Origin of the sequence: Kitasatospora sp. NPDC053057, assembly GCF_044546945.1 — a bacterium.
Lineage (GTDB): Bacteria > Actinomycetota > Actinomycetes > Streptomycetales > Streptomycetaceae > Kitasatospora.
Genome location: NZ_JBITZP010000001.1, coordinates 101,163 through 124,779, shown reverse-complemented (window position 1 = coordinate 124,779; position 23,617 = coordinate 101,163). Strand labels below are relative to the sequence as shown.

The 23,617-nt window shown below is 72.8% G+C and carries 18 protein-coding genes; 10 read left to right on the top strand and 8 right to left on the bottom strand.

Going from position 1 to position 23,617, the window contains the following annotated elements; all coding sequences use genetic code 11:
• The first annotated feature begins 2 nt into the window (after positions 1-2).
• The 4 genes from ACIG5E_RS00525 to ACIG5E_RS00510 all read left to right on the top strand — a co-directional run bounded on the left by ACIG5E_RS00525 (position 3) and on the right by ACIG5E_RS00510 (position 2,857).
• Positions 3-518 (top strand): DUF742 domain-containing protein, encoded by a 516-nt coding sequence (locus ACIG5E_RS00525; RefSeq protein WP_396530556.1) that lies wholly within the window; start codon positions 3-5, stop codon positions 516-518.
• 3 nt (positions 519-521) lie between these two features.
• Complete coding sequence (locus ACIG5E_RS00520; RefSeq protein ID WP_396530555.1) at positions 522-1,121, top strand: GTP-binding protein; 600 nt, start codon at positions 522-524, stop codon at positions 1,119-1,121.
• Between the two features lie 87 nt (positions 1,122-1,208).
• Positions 1,209-2,345, top strand: coding sequence for an FAD-dependent monooxygenase (locus ACIG5E_RS00515; protein ID WP_396530554.1), 1,137 nt, complete (start codon positions 1,209-1,211; stop codon positions 2,343-2,345).
• A gap of 65 nt (positions 2,346-2,410) precedes the next feature.
• On the top strand, positions 2,411-2,857 hold the full coding sequence (locus ACIG5E_RS00510; protein ID WP_396530553.1) for a VOC family protein: 447 nt from the start codon (positions 2,411-2,413) through the stop codon (positions 2,855-2,857).
• Here ACIG5E_RS00510 and ACIG5E_RS00505 read toward each other — a convergent pair.
• Positions 2,844-3,605 (bottom strand): serine hydrolase, encoded by a 762-nt coding sequence (locus ACIG5E_RS00505; protein ID WP_396530552.1) that lies wholly within the window; start codon positions 3,603-3,605, stop codon positions 2,844-2,846. The genes ACIG5E_RS00510 and ACIG5E_RS00505 overlap by 14 nt on opposite strands.
• A 263-nt stretch (positions 3,606-3,868) precedes the next feature.
• Here ACIG5E_RS00505 and ACIG5E_RS00500 point away from each other — a divergent pair, with 263 nt between their 5' ends.
• Entirely contained in the window at positions 3,869-5,098 is a 1,230-nt protein-coding gene (locus tag ACIG5E_RS00500; protein WP_396530551.1) for a serine hydrolase domain-containing protein, read from the top strand.
• Between the two features lie 73 nt (positions 5,099-5,171).
• Here the strand turns inward: ACIG5E_RS00500 and ACIG5E_RS00495 are convergent, their stop codons facing one another.
• The 3 genes from ACIG5E_RS00495 to ACIG5E_RS00485 form a co-directional block, all read right to left on the bottom strand.
• A complete protein-coding gene (locus ACIG5E_RS00495) occupies positions 5,172-6,767 on the bottom strand; it encodes a hypothetical protein (protein WP_396530550.1) in 1,596 nt (531 codons plus the stop codon).
• 79 nt (positions 6,768-6,846) lie between these two features.
• The gene (locus ACIG5E_RS00490; RefSeq protein ID WP_396530549.1) at positions 6,847-7,602 is read right to left on the bottom strand and encodes a leucyl/phenylalanyl-tRNA--protein transferase; all 756 of its coding nucleotides are present in this window, start codon (positions 7,600-7,602) and stop codon (positions 6,847-6,849) included.
• A 2-nt stretch (positions 7,603-7,604) separates the two neighbouring features.
• Positions 7,605-10,829, bottom strand: a complete 3,225-nt coding sequence (locus ACIG5E_RS00485) for an amino acid adenylation domain-containing protein (RefSeq protein WP_396530548.1) — start codon at positions 10,827-10,829, stop codon at positions 7,605-7,607.
• 276 nt (positions 10,830-11,105) lie between these two features.
• Here ACIG5E_RS00485 and ACIG5E_RS00480 point away from each other — a divergent pair, with 276 nt between their 5' ends.
• Positions 11,106-14,246, top strand: coding sequence for a putative bifunctional diguanylate cyclase/phosphodiesterase (locus ACIG5E_RS00480; RefSeq protein WP_396530547.1), 3,141 nt, complete (start codon positions 11,106-11,108; stop codon positions 14,244-14,246).
• Positions 14,247-14,310: 64 nt separating this feature from the next.
• Here the strand turns inward: ACIG5E_RS00480 and ACIG5E_RS00475 are convergent, their stop codons facing one another.
• Positions 14,311-14,622, bottom strand: a complete 312-nt coding sequence (locus ACIG5E_RS00475; RefSeq protein ID WP_396237273.1) for an ArsR/SmtB family transcription factor — start codon at positions 14,620-14,622, stop codon at positions 14,311-14,313.
• Positions 14,623-14,745: 123 nt separating this feature from the next.
• Here ACIG5E_RS00475 and ACIG5E_RS00470 point away from each other — a divergent pair, with 123 nt between their 5' ends.
• Both ACIG5E_RS00470 and ACIG5E_RS00465 read left to right on the top strand, forming a co-directional pair.
• Complete coding sequence (locus ACIG5E_RS00470) at positions 14,746-16,323, top strand: MFS transporter (protein WP_396530546.1); 1,578 nt, start codon at positions 14,746-14,748, stop codon at positions 16,321-16,323.
• 185 nt (positions 16,324-16,508) lie between these two features.
• Positions 16,509-17,993: an FAD-dependent monooxygenase gene (locus ACIG5E_RS00465; protein ID WP_396530545.1), complete on the top strand. Its 1,485-nt coding sequence runs from the start codon at positions 16,509-16,511 to the stop codon at positions 17,991-17,993.
• An 82-nt stretch (positions 17,994-18,075) separates the two neighbouring features.
• On the opposite strand, the gene ACIG5E_RS00460 is transcribed toward ACIG5E_RS00465, so the two are convergent.
• The 3 genes from ACIG5E_RS00460 to ACIG5E_RS00450 all read right to left on the bottom strand — a co-directional run bounded on the left by ACIG5E_RS00460 (position 18,076) and on the right by ACIG5E_RS00450 (position 21,120).
• The gene (locus tag ACIG5E_RS00460; RefSeq protein ID WP_396530543.1) at positions 18,076-19,284 is read right to left on the bottom strand and encodes a cytochrome P450; all 1,209 of its coding nucleotides are present in this window, start codon (positions 19,282-19,284) and stop codon (positions 18,076-18,078) included.
• Positions 19,285-19,300: 16 nt separating this feature from the next.
• Complete coding sequence (locus ACIG5E_RS00455; RefSeq protein WP_396530542.1) at positions 19,301-19,957, bottom strand: HAD family hydrolase; 657 nt, start codon at positions 19,955-19,957, stop codon at positions 19,301-19,303.
• Positions 19,958-20,106: 149 nt separating this feature from the next.
• Positions 20,107-21,120 carry a ScbA/BarX family gamma-butyrolactone biosynthesis protein gene (locus ACIG5E_RS00450; protein ID WP_396530540.1) on the bottom strand — a complete coding sequence of 338 codons (1,014 nt, stop codon included), beginning with the start codon at positions 21,118-21,120 and terminating at the stop codon, positions 20,107-20,109.
• 657 nt (positions 21,121-21,777) lie between these two features.
• On the opposite strand from ACIG5E_RS00450, the gene ACIG5E_RS00445 reads away from it, so the two are divergent.
• Together ACIG5E_RS00445 and ACIG5E_RS00440 are read left to right on the top strand one after the other, a co-directional pair.
• Positions 21,778-22,140, top strand: coding sequence for a hypothetical protein (locus tag ACIG5E_RS00445; protein ID WP_396530539.1), 363 nt, complete (start codon positions 21,778-21,780; stop codon positions 22,138-22,140).
• Between the two features lie 243 nt (positions 22,141-22,383).
• Positions 22,384-23,607 (top strand): acetylhydrolase, encoded by a 1,224-nt coding sequence (locus ACIG5E_RS00440; protein WP_396530538.1) that lies wholly within the window; start codon positions 22,384-22,386, stop codon positions 23,605-23,607.
• Positions 23,608-23,617: the final 10 nt, after the last annotated feature.

The window sequence follows — 23,617 nt, the reverse complement described above, 5'->3', positions numbered from 1 at the left end:
GGGTGGGCCCGTACAGCGACGCCCCCTACGGCGGCGAACCCCACGACGGCCCCCACGGCCCCTTCAGCGGCGCGGGGGACGCCTGGGCGCGCGGCCGGGTGCCGCACTGGAGCGAGCTGGAGGAGCCGGACGCCGAGGACGAGACGGGCGTCATGGTGCGCCCGTACACCATCACCCGCGGCCGGACCGCGCCCGAGCGCGACGACCTCACCCTGATCACCGTGCTCACCACGGCCGAGGCCGAGGCCGACGCGGCCCTGGCGCGGGGCAGCCGCGCCGGTGCCCGCGGCCTCCAGCCCGAGCACCGGCTGATCCTCGACCGCTGCCGGCGCCCGGCGGCCGTCGCCGAGGTGGCGGCCGGCCTGGACCTCCCGGTCTCGGTCACCAAGATCCTGCTGGGCGACCTGGTCGCCCAGGGCCTGCTGAAGGCCCGGGCGCCGCTCTCGGTGGCCCGCGCCGCCGGGGGCGTGGACCTCGGCCTGCTCACGGCCGTACGCGAAGGACTCCGGAGACTCTGAACGATGGCAACACCCCACTCCCGCAATTCCGTTGACGAGCCCGCCGCCGCCCCGGCCGCCGTCAAGATCCTGATCGCGGGCGGCTTCGGCGTCGGCAAGACCACCCTGGTCGGCTCGGTCAGCGAGGTCGCCCCGCTGCGCACCGAGGAGTACCTGACCACGGCCAGCGTCGGCGTCGACGACCTGGCCGGCGTCGACCAGAAGGAGACCACCACCGTCGCCCTCGACTTCGGGCGGATCACCGTCAGCCCCGAGCTGGTGGTCTACCTGTTCGGCACGCCCGGGCAGGAACGTTTCTGGTTCATGTGGAACGACCTGGTCAACGGCGCGCTCGGCGGCATCGTCATCGCCGACACCCGGCGGCTGGACACCAGCTTCGCCTCGATCGACTTCTTCGAGAGCCGGGGCATCCCGTTCGTGGTCGCGATCAACTGCTTCCACAGCCACAACACCCGCACCCCGGAGGAGATCCGGGCCGCCCTCGACCTCGACCCGCAGGTGCCGATGCTGATCGGTGACGTGCGCGAGCGCGACTTCGGCCGCGACCTGCTGCTCGCCCTGGTCGACCACCTGATGGACCTCGCCGCCGCCCCCGTCGGCTGAACCCGTCGGCCCGATCCGTCGGCCCGATCCGTCGGCCCGATCCGTCGGCCCGATCCGTCGGCCCAACCCCCTTTGGAGCGCCCCTTCATGACCACCGCACCCCTGCGCATCCTCGTCCACGGCGGCGGCATCGGCGGCCTCACCCTCGCCACCGCCCTCGCCCGGCGCGGCCACCACGTCGAGGTCGCCGAGCTGCGCGACCAGCTGGAGGCCCTCGGCGTCGGTATCGTCCAGCCCTCCAACGCCCTGCACGTGATGCGCGAGATCGGCGTGCTCGACGAGTGCCTGGCCGTCGGCTTCGAATGGGAGGTGCTGACCATCTGCGACCCGGCCGGCACCACCCTCGCCCGGATCCCCCAGCCCCGGATGGGCGACGCCCCGTCCAACAACGGCATACCGCGCCCCGCCCTGGCCCGGGTGCTGGCCGCCGCCGCCACCTCGGCCGGCGCCGGCCTCCGCTTCGGGACGACCGTCTCGCAGCTCACCGACGACGGCTCCGGGGTCGACGTCACCCTCACCGACGGCCACAGCGGCCGCTACGACCTGGTCGTCGGCTTCGACGGCATCGGCTCGCCGCTGCGCAGGCACCTGTACGGCGACAAGTACGCCCCCGAGTACACCGGCTTCGCCAACTGGCGCGTCACGCTGCCGCGTTCGCCCGAGGTCAAGGGCGTGGTGATGTCCGCCGGGAACCTCAGGGCCAAGGCGCTGCTCACCCCGATCAGCGAGGAACTCATGTACCTGGGCGCGGTGTTCGCCGAGGCCGAGGACTTCCGCCCGGACCAGGCGACCGCCCACGAGCAGCTCCACGAGCGGCTGGCCGGCTTCGGCGGCCCGATCGCCGAGGCCCTCGCCCAGGTCACCGACCCGGCCGCGGTGGTCTACTCCCGCATCTCCCAGGTCACCGTCGAGGAGCCCTGGCACGTCGGCCGCATCGCCCTCGCCGGAGACGCCGCCCACGCCTCCACCCCACACCTCGCCCAGGGCGCCGCGATGGCCGTCGAGGACGCCCTCGTCCTGGCCCAGAGCCTGGACACGGCGCAGGACGTCCCGGCTGCCCTCGCCGCCTGGGAGGAGCGCCGCCGCCCGCGTGCGATGTGGGTGCAGGCGCTGTCCCGGGCGGTCCTCAAGCAGGAGACCGGCACGCCGACCACCCCGGAGGAGGACGAGCTGCTGAAGACCGGCATCCCCGGCGCGGCCCACGTCCTCGTCAAGCCGTACTGAGGCCTCGCCACCCGGCCCCCGAGCGGGAGTTGCGTCCGCGAGGGGGCCGTAGCAGGCTGGCGATCATGACCGCCTTCTACCACGTCTGCTTCACCGTGCCCGACCTCGACGCCGCCATGACCGACCTCACCGCCGCCGCGGGGATGAGCTGGAGCGAGCCGGCGGCCGGGCGGATCGGCGAGTGGGACTACCGGATCGTGTTCACGGCCGGGGACGCGCCGCACATCGAGCTGATCGAGGCCCCGGCGGACGGGCCCTGGGGGGACACTTCCGAGGCCCGGTTCCACCACCTCGGCTTCTGGTCCTCGGACGTCACGGCGGGCGCGGCCCGGCTCACCGCCGCCGGGTTCCCGGAGGCCTTCTCCGGCTGCCCGTACGGGCGCCCCTTCGTCTACCACCGGCTGGAGAGCCTCGGCGCGCAGATCGAACTCGTCGACACCGCCCGGCAGTCGGACTTCCTGACGGCCTGGAACCCGGGCGGCGCGGCGATGCCGGTGATCAGCGAGGACTGATCTCTCGGCGGCGCCTCCAGACCTCCGCCGACACCCGGGCCAGCAGCCGGGCCGCCGGGTCCGTACGGTCGCTGCCGTCGGCGAGCGGGCCGGTGTAGCAGACGGCGATCAGGTACGGCGGGCAGTCGCGCGGGTGGACCAGCCCCACGCAGTGCCGGGCGCCGGGCACCCAGCCGTTCTTGAACGCGATCCGGGCGCCCGGCGGGAGGCCGGCCGCGAGGTCCACCCGGAAGTCGTTGCGCTCCAGCAGCGCCAGCAGCTCCGGCTCGTCCGCGAGCGAGTGCAGCAGCCGGACCAGATCACGGGCGCTCACCCGGTTGTGCACGCCCGCGCCGCGCGCCGCGTAGTCCTCGATCCCACGCGGGCTGGCGCTGCGGGTGGCCCCCGCCCGGCGCCACACCTCGGCCACCGAACGCTGGTCGGTACGGGCCAGGCAGAGGTTGGTCGCCAGGTTGGAGGAGTGGGTGATCATCCGCTCGGCCAGCAGGCGCAGCGGCACATGGGTACCGAGCAGTTCCCAGGGCAGCGGATCGCTGTCCCACTCCGGATCGTTGCCGAACTCACCGCCCACCACGGACTGGAACCGGTTCACCACCGGCACCTCGGCATCGAGGTCCGCCCCGCCACGGGTGAGCGCAGCGAGCACCGCGACCTTCATCGTGCTCGCGGCATCGTGCAGTTCGTCCGGTGCACGCGTGAACACCGGCTCGCCATCGCCCGCCCAGGGGGCCACCACTACGGACAGCATGAGGACAGCGTAGGGGCGGTGGGCCCGGCGGAATAACTCCCCGTCACCCGAATGCGCTAACTCTGCGTTCACCCGCAGCTCATTGCAACGATCTCCTCGACCGCCCGTTGCGTTCAGCGTCAGATCCATTGCAACCACGAGCCAATTTCCCTGTCAAGCAGCCTAATTAGCCTGCCAAGGCAACGTTGACGGATGGGTAAACGCAATGTAGCTTCGTTGTCGTTCAGCAATTCCCGAACACACTCACGCAGGGGGAGATCACAATGGGCAGCAGCAACGGCGGCTTCTCCGACGCAGGCCTCGGCAAGGTCCACGACGTACTGGCGCGGCACGTCGACTCCGGGCGGATCCCCGGGGTCGTCGCCCTGGTCAGCCGGGGCGGGCAGACCCACGTCGAAGCGGTCGGCACGATGAGCCACGACGGCGGCGCTCCGATGCGCCGGGACACGATCTTCCGGATGGCCTCGACGTCCAAGCCTGTCTCGATGGCCGCCGCGATGGTCCTGCTGGACGAGTGCCGGCTGCGGCTGGACGACCTGGTGGAGCAGTGGCTGCCGGAACTCGCGAACCGGCAGGTACTGAAGCGGATCGACGGCCCGCTGGACGAGACCGTGCCGGCGAAGCGCCCGATCACCGTACGGGACGTGCTGACCTCGACCTTCGGGCTCGGCATGGATCTGACGGCACTGGGCACCCCGATCATGAACGCGGTCTTCGAGCAGGGGCTGACGCCCGATCTGCCGACCCCGATGCCCGAGCCGGACGAGTGGCTGCGCCGCCTCGGCACGCTTCCGCTGATGCACCAGCCCGGGGAGCAGTGGCAGTACCACATCGCCAGCGACCTCCTCGGCGTGCTCGTCGCCAGGGTCACCGGCCAACCGTTCGAGGCCTTCCTGCGCGAACGCGTCCTCGATCCGCTGGGCATGACGGACACCGGCTTCCACGTGCCCGCCGAGAAGATCGACCGGCTGCCGCCCCTCTACGCCCCCGACCCGCAGACCGGGGCGTTCACGGTCTGGGACGAACCGGCGGACGGGCGCTGGAGCAAGCCCCCGGCGTTCCCGGGCGGCGGCGGTGGGCTGGCCTCCACCGTGGACGACTACCACGCCTACTTCCGGATGCTGCTGAACCGCGGTGTGCACGGCGGCGAGCGGATCCTGTCCCGGCCCGCCGTCGAGCTGATGACCACCAACCGCCTCACGCCCGAGCAGACCGCCGCCCGCACCGCCCTGGCCCGGGACAACGTCCACCTCTCGTACGGCCAGGGCCAGCACGGCGGTTGGGGCTTCGGAATGGCGGTGCGCACCTACCGCGGCGACTACGCGCCGGTCGGCCAGTTCGGCTGGGACGGCGGGAGCGGCGCCACGGCGTACGCCGACCCGGAGAACGGGCTCACCGGGATCCTGCTCACCCAGGTCGGGATGTCCGTCCCGTACTCGGCGCAGCTGATCCACGACTTCTGGAGCACGGTCTACCAGGCGGTCGCGGACTGACCCCGGCCGGTACGAGAAGAGGAGTGGGAAGTCGGCGGGGCCGACTTCCCACTCCTCGCTCGTTCTCAGGTGATCAGCTGCTGGCGCGCGGGGACGGCAGGGCGGCCGAGCCGGCGAGGAGGGGCCACTCGCGGTGGAAGGGCGGGAACGGCAGCTTGCCCTCGATGATCGGGGTACCGAAGATCTTCAGGTGGGCGGTCAGTGCGCCGTTCAGGTCGACGCCGCCGACCAGGGCCCAACTACCCTGGATCTGGGGCGTGTTGCCGGGGACGTCGACGGCGAGGGAGCCGTCGGCCTTGGCGCTCAGGTAGGGGGCGACGGTGGTCTCGACGCCGACGGTGTCGTAGAGGCCGAGGCTGATCTCGGCGCCGAGGGCGGCGCGGACGGAGGCCTTGCCGTTGAGGCGGACGTGCACCGGGGAGATCTTGGTGTCGGCATTGGTGGCCGAGGTCCAGCCCTTGCCGCCGGTGTAGTCGGCGCGCACCGCCCAGGTGCCGGTGGCGTCCTGCTCGGCCTCCAGGTGGACCTGGCCGTCGGCGCCGACCTCCAGGTAGCAGGTGAGGCCGAGGTTGACGACCACGGGCAGGCCGGCGACGGTCAGCACCGGGCTGGCCTGCAGCTTGGCGAAGGGCACCCGGATCGGCGCCGCACCGGTGTTGCGGGCGACGTCGCCGGTGATCTTCCAGTTCGCGTGGGCGCCGAGGTCGAAGCCGACGGAGGCGGTGCGCGGGCTGGTGGCGGCCGCGCCGTGGTAGGCGAAGTGGACGGCCGGGTGGAGCTGGAGGGAGCCGGAGGCGTCCAGGCTGGCGCCGCCGGGCAGCGGCACTGGAGCCTTGACGTCGACCTCCAGGGTGCCGGAGGCGTCGGCCTTCACGCCGCCCAGGTCGGCTCCGACGGTCGCCTTGAGGTCCTTGACCAGCGGGGTCACCGTGATGCCGTGCGGGTCGACGGGGACCTGGCCGTCCGCCTCGGTGCCGCCGAGGAGTTCGGAGAGGGTGGCCGGCCGGGTGGTGAGGTTGAGGGTGTTGCCCGCGGCGGGGTTGACGCCGGTGACGGCGACCAGTGCGCCCTGCGGCGCGGCGGCGGTGGGCGGGCTGGCGATCAGCTGGCCGGGCTGGACGGCCGCGGCAACGGCGGTGGCGGAGGCGGAGGCGGACGGGACGGCGGTCGGAGAAGCGGTCGGCGAGGCGGACGGGACGGCGGTCGGAGAAGCCGTCGGCGAAGCCGTCGGCGAAGCCGTCGGCGAAGCGGTCGGCGAAGCCGTCGCGCCACCGGCGGTGAGCACAGCGGTGCCCTTCCCCGGGTCGTACGAGGTGAGCTGGAGGGCCTTGTTCGCGGCCGTGACTGCGCCGCCGTCCTTGCCCGGCGCGCCGATGGCGGCCTGCTTGTCCCCGGCCGGCGCGGCCGTGACATTGGTGCCGACCGGCGTCGGGTGGCCGGAGGCGGGGGTGCCGGCCCGGGCGTGCGGGGCGCCGGGGGCGGTCGCGGCGCCCGCCGGGCTGCCCCCGGCGGTGGTCGCGGCGGCGTCGGCGGTGCTGGTGGCGGCGGCGGGTTCGCCGGCGGCCTGGGAGGTGGTGCCGGGGCTGGTGGGCCCGCACGCGGCCGTCCCGGCGAGGATGAGGGTGAGCAGGGCTGCGGGCGCGGCCCGGCCTATCGAGGGCTTGAACACGCAGCGTCATGTTACTGACGAGGAATAAGTTTGTCGAAGACAGGCCAATGCGGGGGCCGGAGGGAGCCTCGATCGCGGGTCAGACCAGCCGCGCGACGGGCAGCCGAACCGTCGGCAGGGTGCCCGCCGCGGGGGCCCCGGCCAGTTCGGCGAGGTAGCGGGAGCGCGCCATCGGCACCGCCCCGAGGCTGCGCACATACGGCCCGTCCCACTGGGCGTCGAGCAGCCGCCCGCCCACGGCGCCGAACCGCGCGCCGAGGTCGGCGATGGCGACCCGGGCGGCGTCCGGCCGTCGGTGGAACATCGAGTCCAGGCTCAGCACCGGCCAGACGGCCACCCCGAACACCCCGCCGATCAGCTCCTCGCCCTCCCACACCTCCACGCTGTGGGCCGCTCCGCGCAGGTTCAGCTCCACCAGGGCCGTCCGCAACTCCTCGGTGAGCCAGATTGGTTGACGTCCTTCGGCGCAGGCCGTGAGCACCGCCCCGAAGGCCGCGTCCGCGGTCGTGAACCACTTCGCCGCGCCCCGCAGCCGCCGGGCGAGCCTGCGGGGCAGCCGGACCCCGCCGGGCCGCAGCACCGGCCGCGGGTCCGGCGACCACCACGCCAGCGCGTACGGGTCCTCCGCGCCCGGCAGCAGGGCCACCTCCCCGGCTTCGACCGCCTCCCCGTGCACCGCCTCGTTGTAGGCGCTCGCGTACTCGTCCGCCGCGGGCAGCGGGAACAGCCCGTGCCGGTACGCCGTCAGCAGCTGCTCCGGCCCGAGCTCCCCGCCGAAGGCCACTGGCCTTTCGCCGGAGGCGAGCCGGAGGTCCAGCGCTTCGAAGCCGGTCACGGTCACAGGAACCCTTCGTCCGCCAGCCGCACCAGGTAGTGGTCCAGCAACGCGGCGTCCACGTCCGGCAGTTCGATCCCGCTGCCCTCCAGCGCGGTCTCGGCGTTCAGCCGGTCGAAGCGCGGGAACACCGGCTGGAAGTACAGCTCGCTGATGGACATGTCCGCCCCTGGCGCCCGGTCGACGAACAGCGGGACGAAGGGCGCGATCGGGTGCGTCGGGTGCCCGGCGGCGAACCGGACCAGCCGCTGCACCCAGTCCCGGAAGGGGAGTTCGGCGATCCGGTGGCCGCGCGCCCGGAGCCGGTCGGCGAGGTCGGGGAGCCCGGCCGGGTTCGGCGAGGTCAGGTGGTAGACCTCGCCGTCGGCCGGCGCGTGCGCGGCGATGTGGGCGACCGCACGGGTGAACCGGTCGGCCGGGACGAAGTCCAGCGGCAGCCGCACGTCCGGGCAGGTGCCGCTGTCGGCGAAGTACTTGATCAGTGCGCAGAGTTCGGTGCCGGTGTTCATCACCCCGGCCACGAGGTCCCCGGTGACGTCGTTGGTGCGCAGCACGGTGACCGGCAGTCCGTCCGCCGCCGCGTTGTGCAGCAGCTGCTCGGCGACCCACTTGCTCTCCACGTAGCCGACGCCGAGCCGCTCCGGGTGGGCGAGTGGCGTGCGCTCGCTTACCTCGCGGACACCGGCCGCACCGAACCCGGCCAGCACGGCGAGGGTGGAGAGGTAGTGCACCGGTATGCCCCGGCTGTGCCCGGCGAGCCGGACCACCTCCCGGGTGCCGCCGACGTTGGGTGCGCGCAACTGGTGGTACGGATAGAGGAAGTTGACCTGCCCGCCGAGGTGGTAAACGGCGTCCAGGTGCCCGGCCAGCCAGTCGAACTGATGCTCCGTCAATCCGAGCCGATCGGCGGCGAGGTCCCCGACCAGCGGCACCACCCGGGCGTCCTTCAGGTCCCGCCGCAGGAAGCGCTGCCGGCTGGCGCGCAGCCGTTCCAGCGCGTGTTCCTGGTCGGGTGCGCGCACCAGGCAGTGGACCCGGGCCCGGGTGGTGGCGAGCAGGACGTCCAGCAGGTGGGCGCCGCAGAAGCCGGTGGCGCCGGTGAGCAGGATCTCCGCGGGCTCGGCCCGGGACGGCGCGGGGCTCCAGGACTGGCCCACCGCGTGGGTGAGTTGGGCCTCGGCGTGCCAGTCGACGGCGGCCTCGCCCAGGGCGATGCCGATGCGGGCGGCCTGCAGGGCGGCCGTGAAGTCGCGCAGCACGGGTGAGCGCAGCAGCGCCCGGGTGAGGGTGCGGACGTGGCCGACGTCCAGGCCGAACATCATCCGGGCCCGGGCGAGCATCTCCATGGCGAGCAGCGAGGTGCCGCCGAGGGCGAAGAAGTCGTCGTCGGGACCGACGTGTTCGGCGCCGAGGAGCTCCGCCCAGAGGTGTCCGACGGCGGCCTCCACGGCGCTCGCTCCGCCGGCGGCCTCCACGGCCTCCGGTCGGCCCGCGGCCGCCACGGCGCTCGGTCCGCCCGTGGCCGCCGCGCGGACCGGGGCCGTCCGCGCCCGGGCCTGTGGCAGAGACCGGCGGTCGATCTTCCCCGCCGCCGTGAGCGGCATGGCCTCCAGCGGCACGAACTCCGCCGGGACGAGGTACTCCGGCAGCCGCTCCGCCAGGAACGCCCGCAGCAGCTCGGGCCGCACGACGGCGTCCCCGAGCGTGTAGTAGGCGGTGAGCACCCGGCTGCCGTCCGGCGCGCTGCCGTCGGCCGCGACCCGGGCCTGCCGCACCGCCGGGTGGCCGGCCAGCACCGCCTCGACCTCGGCCGGGTCGACCCGGTGCCCGCGCACCTTCACCTGGTCGTCGAAGCGCCCGAGGATCTCCAGCTGCCCGTCCGCCCGCCAGCGCCCGGCGTCGCCGGTGCGGTACATCCGCTCGCCGGGCAGCGGCGCGTACGGATCGGGCAGGAACGACTCGGCGGTGAGCCCGGCCTCCCGCCAGTAGCCGCGGGCCAGGCCCGGCCCGCCGAGGTGGATCTCGCCCCGCTCGCCGGGCCGCACCGGCCGCAGCCGCTCGTTCAGCACGTGCACCCGCACGCCCGGCAGCGGGCGGCCGATCGGCACCGGCGCGGCCGGGGCGTCCAGCAGCTCCGGGGTGACCTCGCAGTGCAGGGAGGTGACGGCCGCCTCGGTCACCCCGTACGCGTTGAGCAGCCGCACCCCCGGCAGCCGCTCCCGGCAGGCCCGGCAGTCGTCGGCGTGCACCACGTCCCCGCCGACCACCACCAGCCGCAGCCCGGCCGGGGCGAGCCCGCCGGGCGGCAGCAGGTCGAGCACGTGGTGCCAGTACGCGGGGGTGAAGTCGGCGACCGCCAGGCCGAGCCGGGGCAGCCGCCGGACCAGCTCGGTGGGCGCCCAGGTGTCCCGGCCGCCGAGGACGACGGTCGCGCCCGCGAGCAGCGTGGAGAACACCTGCTCCAGCGCGGTGTCCGCGCCGAGCGCGGCCAGCTGGAGCACCCGTTCACCGGGGGCGAGACCGTAGGCGCGGACGACCCGGTCGAGGGTGAAAACCAGTGAACGGTGGGTGACCGGCACGCCCTTGGGGCGGCCGGTGGTGCCGGAGGTGTAGATCAGGTAGGCGAGACCGTCCGGCGCGGAGCCGTCGTCCGGCACGCCCACCGGGTCGGCTTCGGACGGCTCCACCCCCTCCACCCCGTCGAACTCGGGACCGTCCGTGACCGCCACCCGCGCCCCGCAGTCCGCCACCAGCGCCGCGAGCCGCCGCCGCGGATGCGCCGGGTCCAGCGGCAGGAGGGCCGCGCCCGCCTTGAGCACCCCCAGCCAGGCCACCACCAGCTCCACCCCGCGCCACAGGCACACCGGCACCACCTGCTCCGGCCCGACCCCCCGGGCCCGCAGCGCGGCCGCCAGCCGGTCGCTGCGCTCGTCCAGCTCGCGGTAGCTCAGCGTGGCGCCCTCCCCCACCACCGCGGCCGCCGCCGGATCGTGCGCGGCCCGGGCCCGGAACAGCCCGTGCACCGTCTCGGCGAACCCGGCGCGGGCGGTGCGAACCGGTGACTCCCGCCAGTTCCGTTCCACCCAGGCCCGGCACTGCGCCCGCCCGGCCGGCCCGTACACCTGCCGCCACCCGGTCGGCAGGGTCAAGTCCCCGGGCCAGATCGCGTACTGTCCGTCGTCGTTCCGTACCACGGCGTGACGCCCGGAGTTCACATCCGTGCGCACGCCTCTCGCGCTGTCGACTGCGTCGTCCACCGGCTTGACCTCGTGCTGAAGCGGCAGAATGCTGGGAGGTGCGACAATTCCGACTATACGCATTCACGGCCCACCGAGAGCGTCCGTCGCACAGCCCGCCGGACGCCGCTGGGCCGTGGGCGGTCCGTTCCCGAAAGACCCGTCCTCGCCCGAACTCCCCTGCCCCGGCGGCGGGGTGGTGTCGCGGAGGGGGGAGCCTCGTTGACTCTCCGGCGACAACGCCTGATGGTGTGTTACCTGTGCTGGATGGTGCTGTTCACCGGCATCTACTTCGCCGACCCCGGGCTGCGGATCATCTGGTGGACGGGCATGGGCCTCGGCGGCGTCGCCGCCGTCGTGGTCGGCGTCCGGCTCAACCGGCCCCGGCACCCGGTGTTCTGGTACCTGCTGGCACTGGCCAACCTCAGCTTCACCACCGGCGAGGCGGTGCAGGCCCTCCAACTCGACATCCTGCACCTGAACAACCCGTTCCCGTCCGTCGCCGACGGCTTCTACCTCGCCGAGTTCGTGCTGTACGCCGTCGGCCTGCTCGGCTTCATCCGCTGGCGCACGGCCCGTCAGGACCGCGCCGGACTGCTCGACGCCCTGATCATCACGCTCGGCCTGGCCCTGCTCGTCTGGATCTACCTGATCCTCCCGTACGCCCTGAACCCGGACCTCACCTGGTTCCAGAAGGCCGTCTCGATCGCCTACCCGCTCGGCGACGTGGTCGTGCTCGCCCTGCTGCTGCGGCTGTTGACCCCGCGCGGCGGCAACTCCCGCTCGCTGCAACTGCTCACCGTCGGCGCCCTCGGCCTGCTCACCTCGGACGTCCTCTACGGGCTGATCCAGCTGCACGGCACCTGGCACATCGGCACCGGCGTCGAACTCGGCTGGGCCGCCTTCTACACCGCCTGGGGCGCGGCCGCGCTGCACCCCTCGATGGTCGAGCTGACCAGGCCCGTCCCCACCCAGCAGCCCGACCTCTCCGCCACCCGGCTCGCCCTGCTGACCATGGCCTCGCTGATCGCGCCCGCCATCCTGATCATCGAGTCGCTGGCCGGGAACACCGCCGACGCGGGCGTGATCGGCGCCTTCTCCGCCCTGCTCTACCTGCTGGTGCTGGCCCGGCTGGCCGTCGTGGTGGTCGCCCGCCGCCAGGCGGTGGCCCGCGAACGGACGCTGCGTGAGGCGGGTGCCCGGCTGACCGCGGCCGTCACCGTGGCGGAGGTCGCGGACGCCGTCCAGTCCGCCGCCTCCACCCTGATGCCCGCCGAGCGCGGGCACGTCGCGCTGCTCGCGGTCGCCGAGTCGGGCGTGCTGCACGTCCGGCGGGCCGGGAACGCCAAGGACACCGGGCAGGCGGGCGACGGCAAGGGCGGCAAGGGCCCCGGGCAGGGCGGAAGCTCCGACCCGCCCCGGGAAGACGAGGTCCGCACCCGCCTCGCCGCCCACCGGGCGACCCGCCTGCTGCCCGTCGGCTCCGTCGACCTGCCCGCCCACCTCGGGGGCATGCCCGCCGCCCTGGTCTGCCCGCTCACGCTGGCCGAACGCCCCTCCGGGGACCCGCTGATCGGCGCGCTCGTGGTCACCGGCACCGAGCAGGAGCTGACCAGTCTCTGGGGCTCACTGGAGATCCTGGCCGCCCAGGCCGCCCTGGCCGTCGAACGCGTGGTGCTGAGCCAGGAGGTCACCCGGCGCAACAGCGAGCTGTACTTCCGCGCCCTGGTGCAGAACGCCAGCGACGTCATCCTGATCCTCGACGCCGACGACGGCATCCGGTACGCCTCGTCCTCCGCCGAGCGCGTGCTCGGCCACCCCAGCCTGGACGGCACCCTGCTGACCGACCTCGTCCCGCCCGAGGACAGCCGGGAGGTCGGCAAGGCGCTGGCCCGGATGCGCGGCCCCGCCGACGCGCCCCGGGGCGACCAGCCGCGCGAGCACTGGCGGTTGCTGCGCCAGGACCGCACCCCGATCGAGGCCGAGGTCCGCTACACCGACCTGCGCGACGACCCGACGGTCGGCGGCCTGGTGCTCACCCTGCGCGACGTGACCGAGCAGCGCCAGATGGAGCGCGAGCTGACCCACCGTGCCTTCCACGACTCGCTGACCGGCCTCGCCAACCGGGTGCTGTTCCAGGACCGGGTCGGCCACGCGCTCGCGCGCGCGGAACGCAGCGGGGCCGTCACCGGGGTGCTGTTCATCGACCTGGACGACTTCAAGGTGGTCAACGACACCCAGGGCCACGCGGTGGGCGACGAACTGCTGGTCGCCGTCTCGCTGCGGATCTCCACCGCGCTGCGCAGCTCGGACACCGCCGCCCGGCTCGGCGGCGACGAGTTCGCCGTCCTGGTCGAGGACGCGCTGTGCCCGACCGACGTGGACACCATCGCGGGCGTGGTGCTCGCGGTGTTCGCAGAACCGTTCAAGCTGAGCGCGGGCGCCGTCCGGGTGAGCGCCAGCATCGGCGTGGCGACCACCGAGGACAGCGTGGACGCCGCCGAACTGCTCACCCACGCCGACCTCGCGCTCTACTCGGCGAAGGCGGCCGGCCGCCGCCAGTGGTGCCACTACCGGCCGGCCCTGCAGGCCGGGCTGGTGGAACGGCACGAGCTGAACGAGAACCTGGACTCCGCCATCGCGGAATCGGCCTTCCAGCTGTACTACCAGCCGATCGTCGACCTGCGCACGGGCGATCTGGTGGCCTTCGAGGCCCTGGTCCGCTGGCCGCACGACCGGCGCGGCATGGTGCTGCCCGACGAGTTCATCGCCCTCGCCGAGGAGAGCGGCCAGATCGTCCCGCTCGGCGCCTGGGTCCTGGAACGCGCCGCCGAGGAGGCCGCCGCCTGGCACGCCGCCAGCTCCGCCGCCCGCGCCACCGCCGGCCGCCCCCCGCTGCAGGTCAACGTCAACGTCTCGGCCCGCCAGTTCCGCGACGCCGGATTCGTCGACGTCGTCCGCCACGCCCTGGACTCCTCCGGCATCGACCCGCGCACCCTCGTCCTGGAACTCACCGAATCCGTCCTGATGCGCCGCGACGACCGGCTGCGCGCCGACATGGACACCCTCGGCGACCTCGGCATCGGCCTCGCCATCGACGACTTCGGCACCGGGTACTCCTCGCTGTCCTACCTGCGGGAGTTCCCGATCTCCCTGCTGAAGATCGACAAGTCCTTCATCGACGGACTCGGCCTCTCCCCCCAGCAGCACGCACTGGTCGAGGGCATCACCCGGATCGCCGACACCCTCGGCGTCCAGGTCATCGCCGAGGGCATCGAACACCCCGACCAGCGCGACCTCCTCGCCGCCATGGGCTGCCCCCTGGGGCAGGGCTACCTCTTCGCCCGCCCGATGGACGGGGAACAGGCACAGGCCCTGGTCCGGCGGGCGACGCACGAACCGGCCTGATACCCGTCCGGCAACTCGGGCCGTGCCGACGGGAGTTCGGCCCGTCGGCACACCTCAGGGCGGGTCAGGGGTTGGCGCGCATGAGGTCCAGCAGCCCGGGGAAGCGCTTGTCGAGGTCCTCCCGGCGCAGGGTCGCCGCGCGGTTGTTGCCGCGGTCGACCTGGCGGACCAGGCCGGCTTCGCGCAGGACGCGGAAGTGGTGGGTGATCGTGGACTTGGAGACCGGGAGGTTGAAGGAGGCGCAGGTGCGGGCCGTCCCCTCCGCTTCCCGCAGCAGGGCCGCGACCACCCCGTAGCGCAGTGGATCGGCGAGCGCGTTCAGGACGGTGCGCAGGTCCATTTCCTCGATCGAGGGGTGGCCTTCGGCGTCGGGCATCGGAATCGACTCCTCCTCCATGAGGTATGGGTTGCATCGTACCTCGTTCTCATGGCACCGTAAGGTTCGATCAAATCCTTACCTGGCCGCCCAGCGGCCGGGCCAAGCCTGGAGTTGTGCCACATGAGTACGCAGACCACGTCGTCTGCCACGCCCGCCGTCGCAACGGACGGGCCAGCGCCCGGCCGTACGCTAACCCTCGCGGCGGTTCTCCTCGCGGTGTTCGTCGTACCGATGTCCATCTCCGGTACCGCCGTCGCCCTCCCCGACATCGGCACCAGCACCCACGCCGACCTGGCCCCGCTGCAGTGGGTGGTGAACGCCTTCAACGTCGCTTTCGCCTGCTTCACCCTGGTCTGGGGCTCGATCGCGGACGTCATCGGCCGGGTCAAGGCCTTCGCCGCCGGCGTCGCTCTCTACGCCCTCGGCTCGCTCGCCAGCGCCGTCGCCACCAACGTGGTCTGGCTGGACGCCGCCCGCGCCCTCACCGGCATCGGCGGCGCGGCGATCTTCTCCTGCGGCGCCGCGATCATCTCCACCGTCTTCGACGGCCCCGCCCGCGCCAAGGCCTTCGCGATGTTCGGCACCATCGCCGGCATCGGCGTCGCCATCGGCCCGTCCCTGGCCGGTGCGCTGGTGCAGGGCCTGGGCTGGCGCTGGGTGTTCGCGGTGCACGCCGTCGCCCTGGCCCTGGTGCTGCTCGCCGTACCCGCCGTCTCCCGCGCCATGCCCTCCGACGGCGGCAGCGGCGGGCGGATCGACGTCCCCGGCAGCGCGCTGTTCGTGGTCGCCATGGTGCTGCTCACCACCGCCATCGTGCAGGGCTCGCAGTGGGGTTGGGGCAGCGCGGGCGTGCTCGGACTGTTCGTCGGCGCGGTCGTCGTCCTCGTCGTGTTCGTCGCCGTCGAGAACCGCAGCGCGCACCCGATGCTCGACCTGAGCGTGCTGCGCAACCGCCGCTTCGTCGGCCTGTGCCTCGTCCCGGTCGCCGCCTCCTTCGGCTTCGTCACCATGCTCACCTACCTGCCGAGCTACCTCACCGCCGTCACCGGGCGCGACACCGGCGCCGCAGGCCTGCTCATGCTGCTGCTGACCGCCCCGGTGCTGATCCTGCCGATGCTCGCCGCCAAGCTGGTCGGCCGCGGCGTCTCCGCGCTCACCCTGATCTACCTGAGCCTGGTCTGCCTCGTCGTGGGCGACCTCGCGCTCACCCTGCTCTCCCCCTCCGTCACCGTGCTCGCGCTCGCCGCCCCCATGCTGGTCACCGGCGCCGGCATGGGCCTGTCGGCCGGTCTGGTCGACGGCCAGGCGCTGGAGATGGTCGACCCGGCCAAGGCCGGCATGGCAGCGGGCTTCCTCAACACCCTGCGCCTCGGCAGCGAGGCCGTCGCCGTCGCGGTGTACGGCTCCGCGCTGGCGACCGTGCTCGGCACCCGCGTCACCGACGGGATCGGTGCGCACGAGGGCGCCACCCAGGCCGCCCAGGTCACCGCCAAGGCCGCCGGCGGCGACCTCGCGGGGGCGGCCGAACTGTCCGGTGCCACCGACCGCAAGGGCTTCACCGACTTCCTCGCCAACGCCTACGACTCCGCCTTCCACTCCGTCCTGTGGGGACTCGCGGCCGTCGGCGTGGTGCTGCTCGTGGTGATCGCCGCCCTGCTCCGCGGCGGGCAGAAGACCGAACCGCAGACCACGGCCTGAACGACGGGCCGTCCATGACCGCGGGAGGGCGGCCACCCCCGAACCGCCCTCCCGCACCCCCACCACGCATTGGCAACAGCCACCCCGGCACCTGCCACCCCGAAAGCCGGCCCGGCACCGCATCCCCCCCGAGCGGTGCCGGGCCCTCGTCCGTCACCCCAGCGCCAGTCGAAGGGCTCCACCCCATGCACAAGCACACCACCGCCCAAGTCGTCGTCGTCGGGGGCGGCCCCGTGGGCATGCTGGTCGCGGCCGAACTCGGCCACCACGGCATCTCCACGATCGTCCTGGAGACCAACCCGGAGACCGTCGACCAGCCCAAGGCCGGCACCCTGCACGCCCGTACCGTCCAAGGCCTGGCCCGCCGCGGCCACCTGCGCGCACCGCAGGGCACCGACGCGGCCCTCGCCCGACCGTCCGCCGACGCCTTCCACTTCGCCGGCATGCCCGGCCTGGTCATCACCGCCCCCGGCACCGAGCCGAGCCCCATCGTCGGCCGCTCCCAGGCCGACCTGGAACGGGACTTCGAGCACCGTGCCCGCGCCCGGGGCGTCACCGTGCTCCGCGGCCACCGGGTCACCGAACTCGCGCCGGGCCCGGACACCGTCGAGGTCACCGCCGAAGGACCGGACGGCGTACGGCAGTTCACCGCCGAGTACGTCATCGGCACGGACGGGGCCCGCAGCACCGTGCGCGAACAGCTCGGCTTCGCCGCCGAGACCCACGCCGCGACCGTCTCCGCCCTGCTCGGCGTGGTCCGCCTGGCCGACCCCTACCGCGTGCCCTCCGGCTGGAACCGCACCCCCCGCGGCTGGACCATAGCGGGCGTCAACCCGTACGGACACAGCCGCTTCTTCACCATCGACTTCCGCGGCCCGCACGCCGACCGCCACTCCCCGCTGACCCTGGCCGAGTTGCGCGCCGAGGCCGAACGCATCCTCGGCCACCCGGTGCCGATGACCGACCCGGTGTTCTTCTCCAAGTTCAACGACTTCGCCCGCGTGGTGAGCGACTACCGCAAGGGCCGGGTCCTCCTGGCCGGAGACTCCGCCCACGTGCACTTCCCGGTCGGCGGCCAGGGCCTCAACCTCGGCCTGCAGGACGCCCTCAACCTCGCCTGGAAGCTCGCCCTCACGATCAAGGGCACGGCCGGCAAGGACCTGCTGGACACCTACGACGCCGAACGCCGCCCGGTCGCCCGCCGGGTGGTCGACAACACCCGGGCCCAACTCGCCCTGATGCGGCCCGATCCCGGCCTCGACCCGCTGCGCGAGCTGTTCACCGAACTGCTCGGCGTGAGCGCGGCCAACGACCACCTGGCCAACATGATCAGCGCCCAGGACACCGCCTACCCCCCGCGCACCTCGGACGGGTCCTCCTGGGAGGGCCAGTTCCTGCCCAACCTGCCCCTCACCACCGACGAGGGCCCCACCGACGTCACCCGCCTGCTGCAGCCGGGACGCCCGGTGCTCCTGCTCCTCGGCGCCGACCAGGAGGCGCACCGCAAGCAGGCCGAGGGCTGGTCCCACGTCGTGCGCACCGTACGGGCCACCAGCAGCCGACAACTCCCGTGGGACGCCGTACTGATCCGCCCGGACGGCTACCTCGCCTGGGCCTCCGACGGCGGCCCGCTGGCGGGGACGCTCCGCGAGTGGTTCGGCGAGCCATAGGGCGCGGCCGGCCCCGAACGCGCGCGCCGAAGGGCGGGTACGGCGTCCCGTACCCGCCCTTCGGCGCGTTCCTACCGGAGTGTCACCACCGCACCGGCAGCGCGGTCGGCCGGCGCAGGACCGTGCCGCTGTCCCACGGCACGGCCGCCGGCTCGACGTCCAGCGTCAACCCCGGGAACTCCCGGGCCAGCCTGGTCAGGACGGCCACGATCTCCATCCGGGCCAGCGCGGCGCCCATGCAGTGGTGCATGCCGTAGCCGAACTGCAGGTGCCGCTTGGCCGGCTGGCGGTCGGGGTCGATCACCAGCGGGTCCGGGAAGACCTCCGGGTCGCGGTTGGCCGCGAAGGCGTCCGGATAGACGACGCTGCCCTGCGGCACCAGGCCCACGCTGGTCTCCAGGTCACGGCCCGCGATGCGCGGGAACGCGGAGATGGTGCCGAGCGGAATGAGCCGGATCAGCTCCTCCGCCAGCCGCGGCGCGATCCCGGGCTCCTCGGCCAGCCGTCGCCACAGCCCCGGGGCGGCGAGCAGGGCGTACAGCGACTTGGTGAGCACGGAGACGATGTTCTGGTCGGCGCCGAGCAACGAGCCGAAGAAGATGCCGGTCAACTCGGCGTCGTCCAGCGGCGGTTCGACCCGGTCCCGGTCGGCCCGGAACTTCTCGATCAGCCCGCCGGCCACCACCGGGCGGGCGCCGGTGACCAGGTCCTGGACGTAGCCGTAGACCCGGTGGAAGTTCTGGACGAGGTCCGGCACGTTCTCGTGCGAGGCGAGCTGGATCACCCGCGAGGACGGCCGGAAGTAGTCCACGTCCTCGACCGGCACCCCGAGGAAGTGGCAGTTGACGGCCACCGGGACGCGGTCCACCAGGTCGGCGAACAGGTCCGGGGAGTGCGCTTGCCGAAGTCTCTCGATCCCCTCGTCGATCACCCGGTCGAGCACCCCGCGCAGCCCCTCGACGCCCGCCGCGCTGTAGTCGGCGGCGACGAAGCCGCGCACCCGGGCGTGGTCCGGGGCGTCGAGGTTGAGCAGCAGCTCCTTCGGCATCACCGTGGGCAGGAAGCTCGGCCCGCCGTCGACGTTGGTCTCGGCGCGGCCGGACGTCGGATCGGTGAGCAGCTTGTGCACGTCGGCGTACCGGGTGAGGTGCACGGCCCGGTGACCGCTGGGCAGCTGGATCATCGGCAGGCCGCCCGGACCGGGCTCCGCGAGCGGGGTGAACGGCGGGACGGGGTCCAGGTTCGGGATGTCCACGGCGGTGACGGTCGAGGGTCGGACAACGGTGGTCATGCGTCCTCCAGAGGGGTCAGGTGAGGGCGGGCAGGCCGGTCAGGCCCGACAGCTCGCGCACGGCCTGGGCACTGTTGCGGAAGTGCACGGCGCGCCAGCCGCAACGGCGGGCGGCCACGCAGTTCTCGGGCAGGTCGTCCACCAGCACGCACTCCTCGGCCGTCACACCCGCCTCCTGCTCGGCCAGGCGGAAGATCTCCGGATCGGGCTTGCGGAACCCGACCTTGCAGGAGTCGACCACGCAGTCGACCTCGCCGGCGGGCGCGACGATCGCCTGCCAGTAGGGCTCCCACTCGGCCACGTTGTTGCTGAGGATGCCGACCCGGAAGCCCTGCTCCTTGGCGTGGCGGACGGTCGCGGTCATCACCGGGTTGGCGCTCACCCCCTCGAACCACTGCTCGCCGAAGCGCTCGAAGCGCGCCCGGGACAGGTCGATGCCGGGGTTGGCGTCCCGCAGGGCGCGGACCATGGACCGGCCCCACTCGGCCTCGGTGAGCATGGCCAGTTCGATGGGCGCGAGAGGCTCGACGCCCAGTTCGCCGGCGACCGTGCCCAGCGCGGTCTTCAGCTGGCGGGGGGTGATGCCGGTACGGGTGTGGTACGAGTCGAAGAGGTCCTCCAGGGGCGGCGAGAGGACACCCCCGAAGTCGAACCAGATCATGGGCTTGGACATGCAGCGTCTCCTTGTGGTGCCGGGACGGCAGTGCGGGCTGGTCGAGCGATGCGGGCTGCTGATCGGGATGCCGGGGCCGTGCAGGCTCGCCCGGGCCGGTCGCCGGTCAGGCTGACTGCCCATCAGGCCGATCAGGCCGGTCGCACTGGTCAGGCGCTGGCGGCGTAGGCGAACCGATCCTCCAGAGCGCCCGTGATCGGGCTGGTCCGGGCGAGGTGCACCCGGGCCCGGGCGATCTGCTGGTCCTCCTGGACCATGCTGATCTCGAAGGCGACGGTGTCCGGAACCGGCGACTCGACGACGCGCACGACGCAGTCGGTGGGCAGCTCGAACTCGCCGAAGCGGGTGAAGTCGGTCTCCACGCGGGAGAGCAGCAGGCTGCGCGGCGAGAGGCCGAACAGCTCGTTCGCGGCGTAGATCGCGGACTGCCGGAAGCCCTCGAAGATCAGCGCGCCGGGAATGTGGTCGAGCGGGTGGTCGAAGAGGGCCGGATTGGTCTGGTCGACCACGACCTGGGTCCGGACCTCCCAGTCCCGCACCTCGGCCTCGGCGAGGACGATGTTCTGCGCGGAGGTGCGGCCGACCGCGATCGGGGCGACCCGGCGGCCGGTGTGGTGCGGCCGGGCCGGCGTCAGGGTCAGGGCCGCGCGGCCCTTCTCGCGCATCCGGTCCCAGGCGGTGCCGGGCATCCACTGGCACACCGTGCGCATGGTCGCGGCTTCCGTGCCGTCGACCGAGAGGGTGAGGTCGAGGGTGCTGCCGGTGACCACGCCGTCCCGGTGCTTCAGCTCGGCCTGGTGGGCCCGGATCTCGCCCCGGCCGGGGCGGGCGCCGATGCGCAGCGCCTCCGGGTCCATGATGTTCAACTCGCCGCTGACGAAGATGAACTTGTTGTCGAGCGGGGCGGAGAGGAAGGTGTGCGCCGCGTAGATGGACGCCTGGCGGAACACCTCGACCAGCAGCAGCGGGTCGTAGGCGGCCGGGGCGGCGACGTGGTCGCTGTAGTAGCTGTGCACGCGCGGAAGCTGCGCGGCGATGAGGTACTCGTCCTCGGAGACCCGGACGGAGTCGGTGAGGAAGACCTCGCAGATGGCGGCGCGGTGGACGCTGCCGCACGGGACGGTGTTCGAGTAGCTGAGCTTGCGGTCCTGGATTGCGGACATGACTGAGCTCCCCCTTGTTGCTCTCGCATGCAGGTACCCCTCCGATCGGAGGTGCGAGCAGAACCGTACCTTGGTCGACTTCATACGCACTGTGGCGCAGGCCACTCGACAAGGAACATGTGCATTAAGAGTGCGTGAGCGGCGGATTTCACCAGCCCAGCCGCCCGCCCGAGTGCCCGACACTCCGACGAATCGGCACACTGCGCGCGTATACCGGCAAATCACCGACCAGCTGGTGAATCATCACGGCACCACCGTCCGACCAGCGGGGATCTGTCATGGAACCTTCATCCAGACCGACCACTGGGAGTACGCCGAAAATGACAGATTGTCACTATGCTTCTACGAAAGCAATTTGAAACAAGGGCAATCCCTTGAGGGGGGTCTTGATGACGCGTCGATTTCGCCGAACTCCTCGATTCCGCCCGGTTCGCCTCGACCACATCGGGCACACCCCCGAACGCCACCGGGGCGGAGGAGAAGAGCACGCCCCCGGTCGCTTCGTGCTTCTAGGCCCGGAACCGGTGGACGGTGACGCGCTGCGCGCGGCGCGCGGGAGCTTCACCCGCACGAGTGATTGCGACGCTCCGCACACTGACCGACACTCGGAGTATTCGGAGAGCGCTTGAGGCTCTCCCGGCGCAAGGAGTTGCCGCCATGACCGCGACCGAATCCTCCGCCTCCGAGATCCCGCAGATCGCGGACCACTCCCAGCCCACCGTCCACGGCCAGAACCTCGCGGACATCGGCGGCAACGTCGGTGCCGTGTGGCGGGCCTGGTGGACCTGGACCCCGTCGCACGGGATCTTCAACCTCCGGCTCCCGTGGAACGTCATCGGGATCAACTCGACCGTCGTCATCACCGCCTCCGAGATCGACTCCAACGGGAACCGGTTCGTCGGCGCCGCCGCCCTCCAGGTGTCGAGCATCGCCCCCGGCAACGGCGTGGTGACCTTCAAGATCAACATCGACTGGGGCAGCTCGCTGCCGATGCGCACCGACGTCCTGGTCTTCAACTGAGCAGACCCCGACGCGCGCGGAACAACGGGAGTGGGAACTCGGCCCGACCGACTTCCCACTCCCGCCGTTTTCGCCACGTCGGCACAGCCGGATCTAGGAACCGTCAATCACCGCACCATGACAGCAGGTTGGACCGGTCGCGCATCAGACCGGGGATGTAAACCCGTGGGCCAATGCGGGCGGCCGGGAGATCAACCGGTGGGCCGATGCCGCTCCCCCGCGCCGCATGACAGCGTTCGGCGCATGGACACCACGCCGTTCACCAGCCCCAACGGACTGACCCGCCGTCGCATGCTGGGCACCGCCCTCGCCTTGGGTGCCGCCGCCCCGCTCGGCCTGGCCTCCACCGCCCGGGCGGACGCCCCCGCCCCGGCCCCGACCCCCGCTCCCGCGCCCGGGCGGCTCACCCTGCCCGAGCCCACCGGCCCGCACCGCGTCGGCACGGTCGCCCTGCACCTGCGCGACATCTCCCGGCCGGACCCGTTCGCCGGGGCCGGCCGCTACCGCGAGCTGATGGCGAGCGTCTGGTACCCGGCCAAGCGGGCCGACGAGCTGCCGCTCGCGCCCTGGATGACCGACGGCGCCATGAAGGCCTACCTGGACGACTTCGGCTTCAAGCTCCCACCTTCCTGCACCCCGCTCACCGCGGCCCGCCTGGGCGCGCCCGTCCACCGCACCGGCCACCGCCCGCCCGTCGTCGTCTACTCGCACGGCGCCCACACCCACCGGGCCGTCAACACCGTCGTCGTCCAGGAACTCGCCAGCCACGGCTACGTCGTGGTCACCGTCGACCACACCTGGGACGCCTTCACCGAGTTCCCCGACGGCCGCGTCCTCACCCCATGGATCGACGGCGCGCCCAACCTGGGCCCGCGGGACTACGCCGCCGACGCGCGCTTCGTGCTGGACTGCATCGAGGAGATCGCCGCCGGGCGCAACCCCGACGTCGACGGCAAGCCCCTGCCCGACGGCCTGCTCGGTGCCCCCGACCCGCTCGACATCGGCATGTTCGGCTGGTCCAAGGGCGGCTCGGCCACCGCTGCCGCCATGATGGCCGACCGCCGCGTCCGGGCCGGCTTCAGCATCGACGGGCCGATGCAGGGGATCACCGTCACCGACCTCGACCGCCCGTTCCTGATGCTGACCGCCGAATTCGGCCGTGACCAGGACCCGGAGGCGGTGGCCTTCTGGAACCACCTGCGCGGCTGGCGGCTCAACATCCAGGCCGACGGCGTCCGCCACAACTCGTACGGCGACGCCGCGGTGCTGATGCCACAGGTGGGCAAGCTGCTCGGTATTCCCGAGCAGCAGGTCCAGCAGATGGTCGGCACGCTCCCCACCGACAGCTCGGTCCGCATCCAGCAGGCCTACCCGCTCGCCTTCTTCGACCTCCACCTCCGCCACCGCCGCGGCTCCCTGCTCGACGGGCCGTCTCCGCGCTTCCCGGAGGTCAAGTTCCTGCCGTGACACCGGGGAC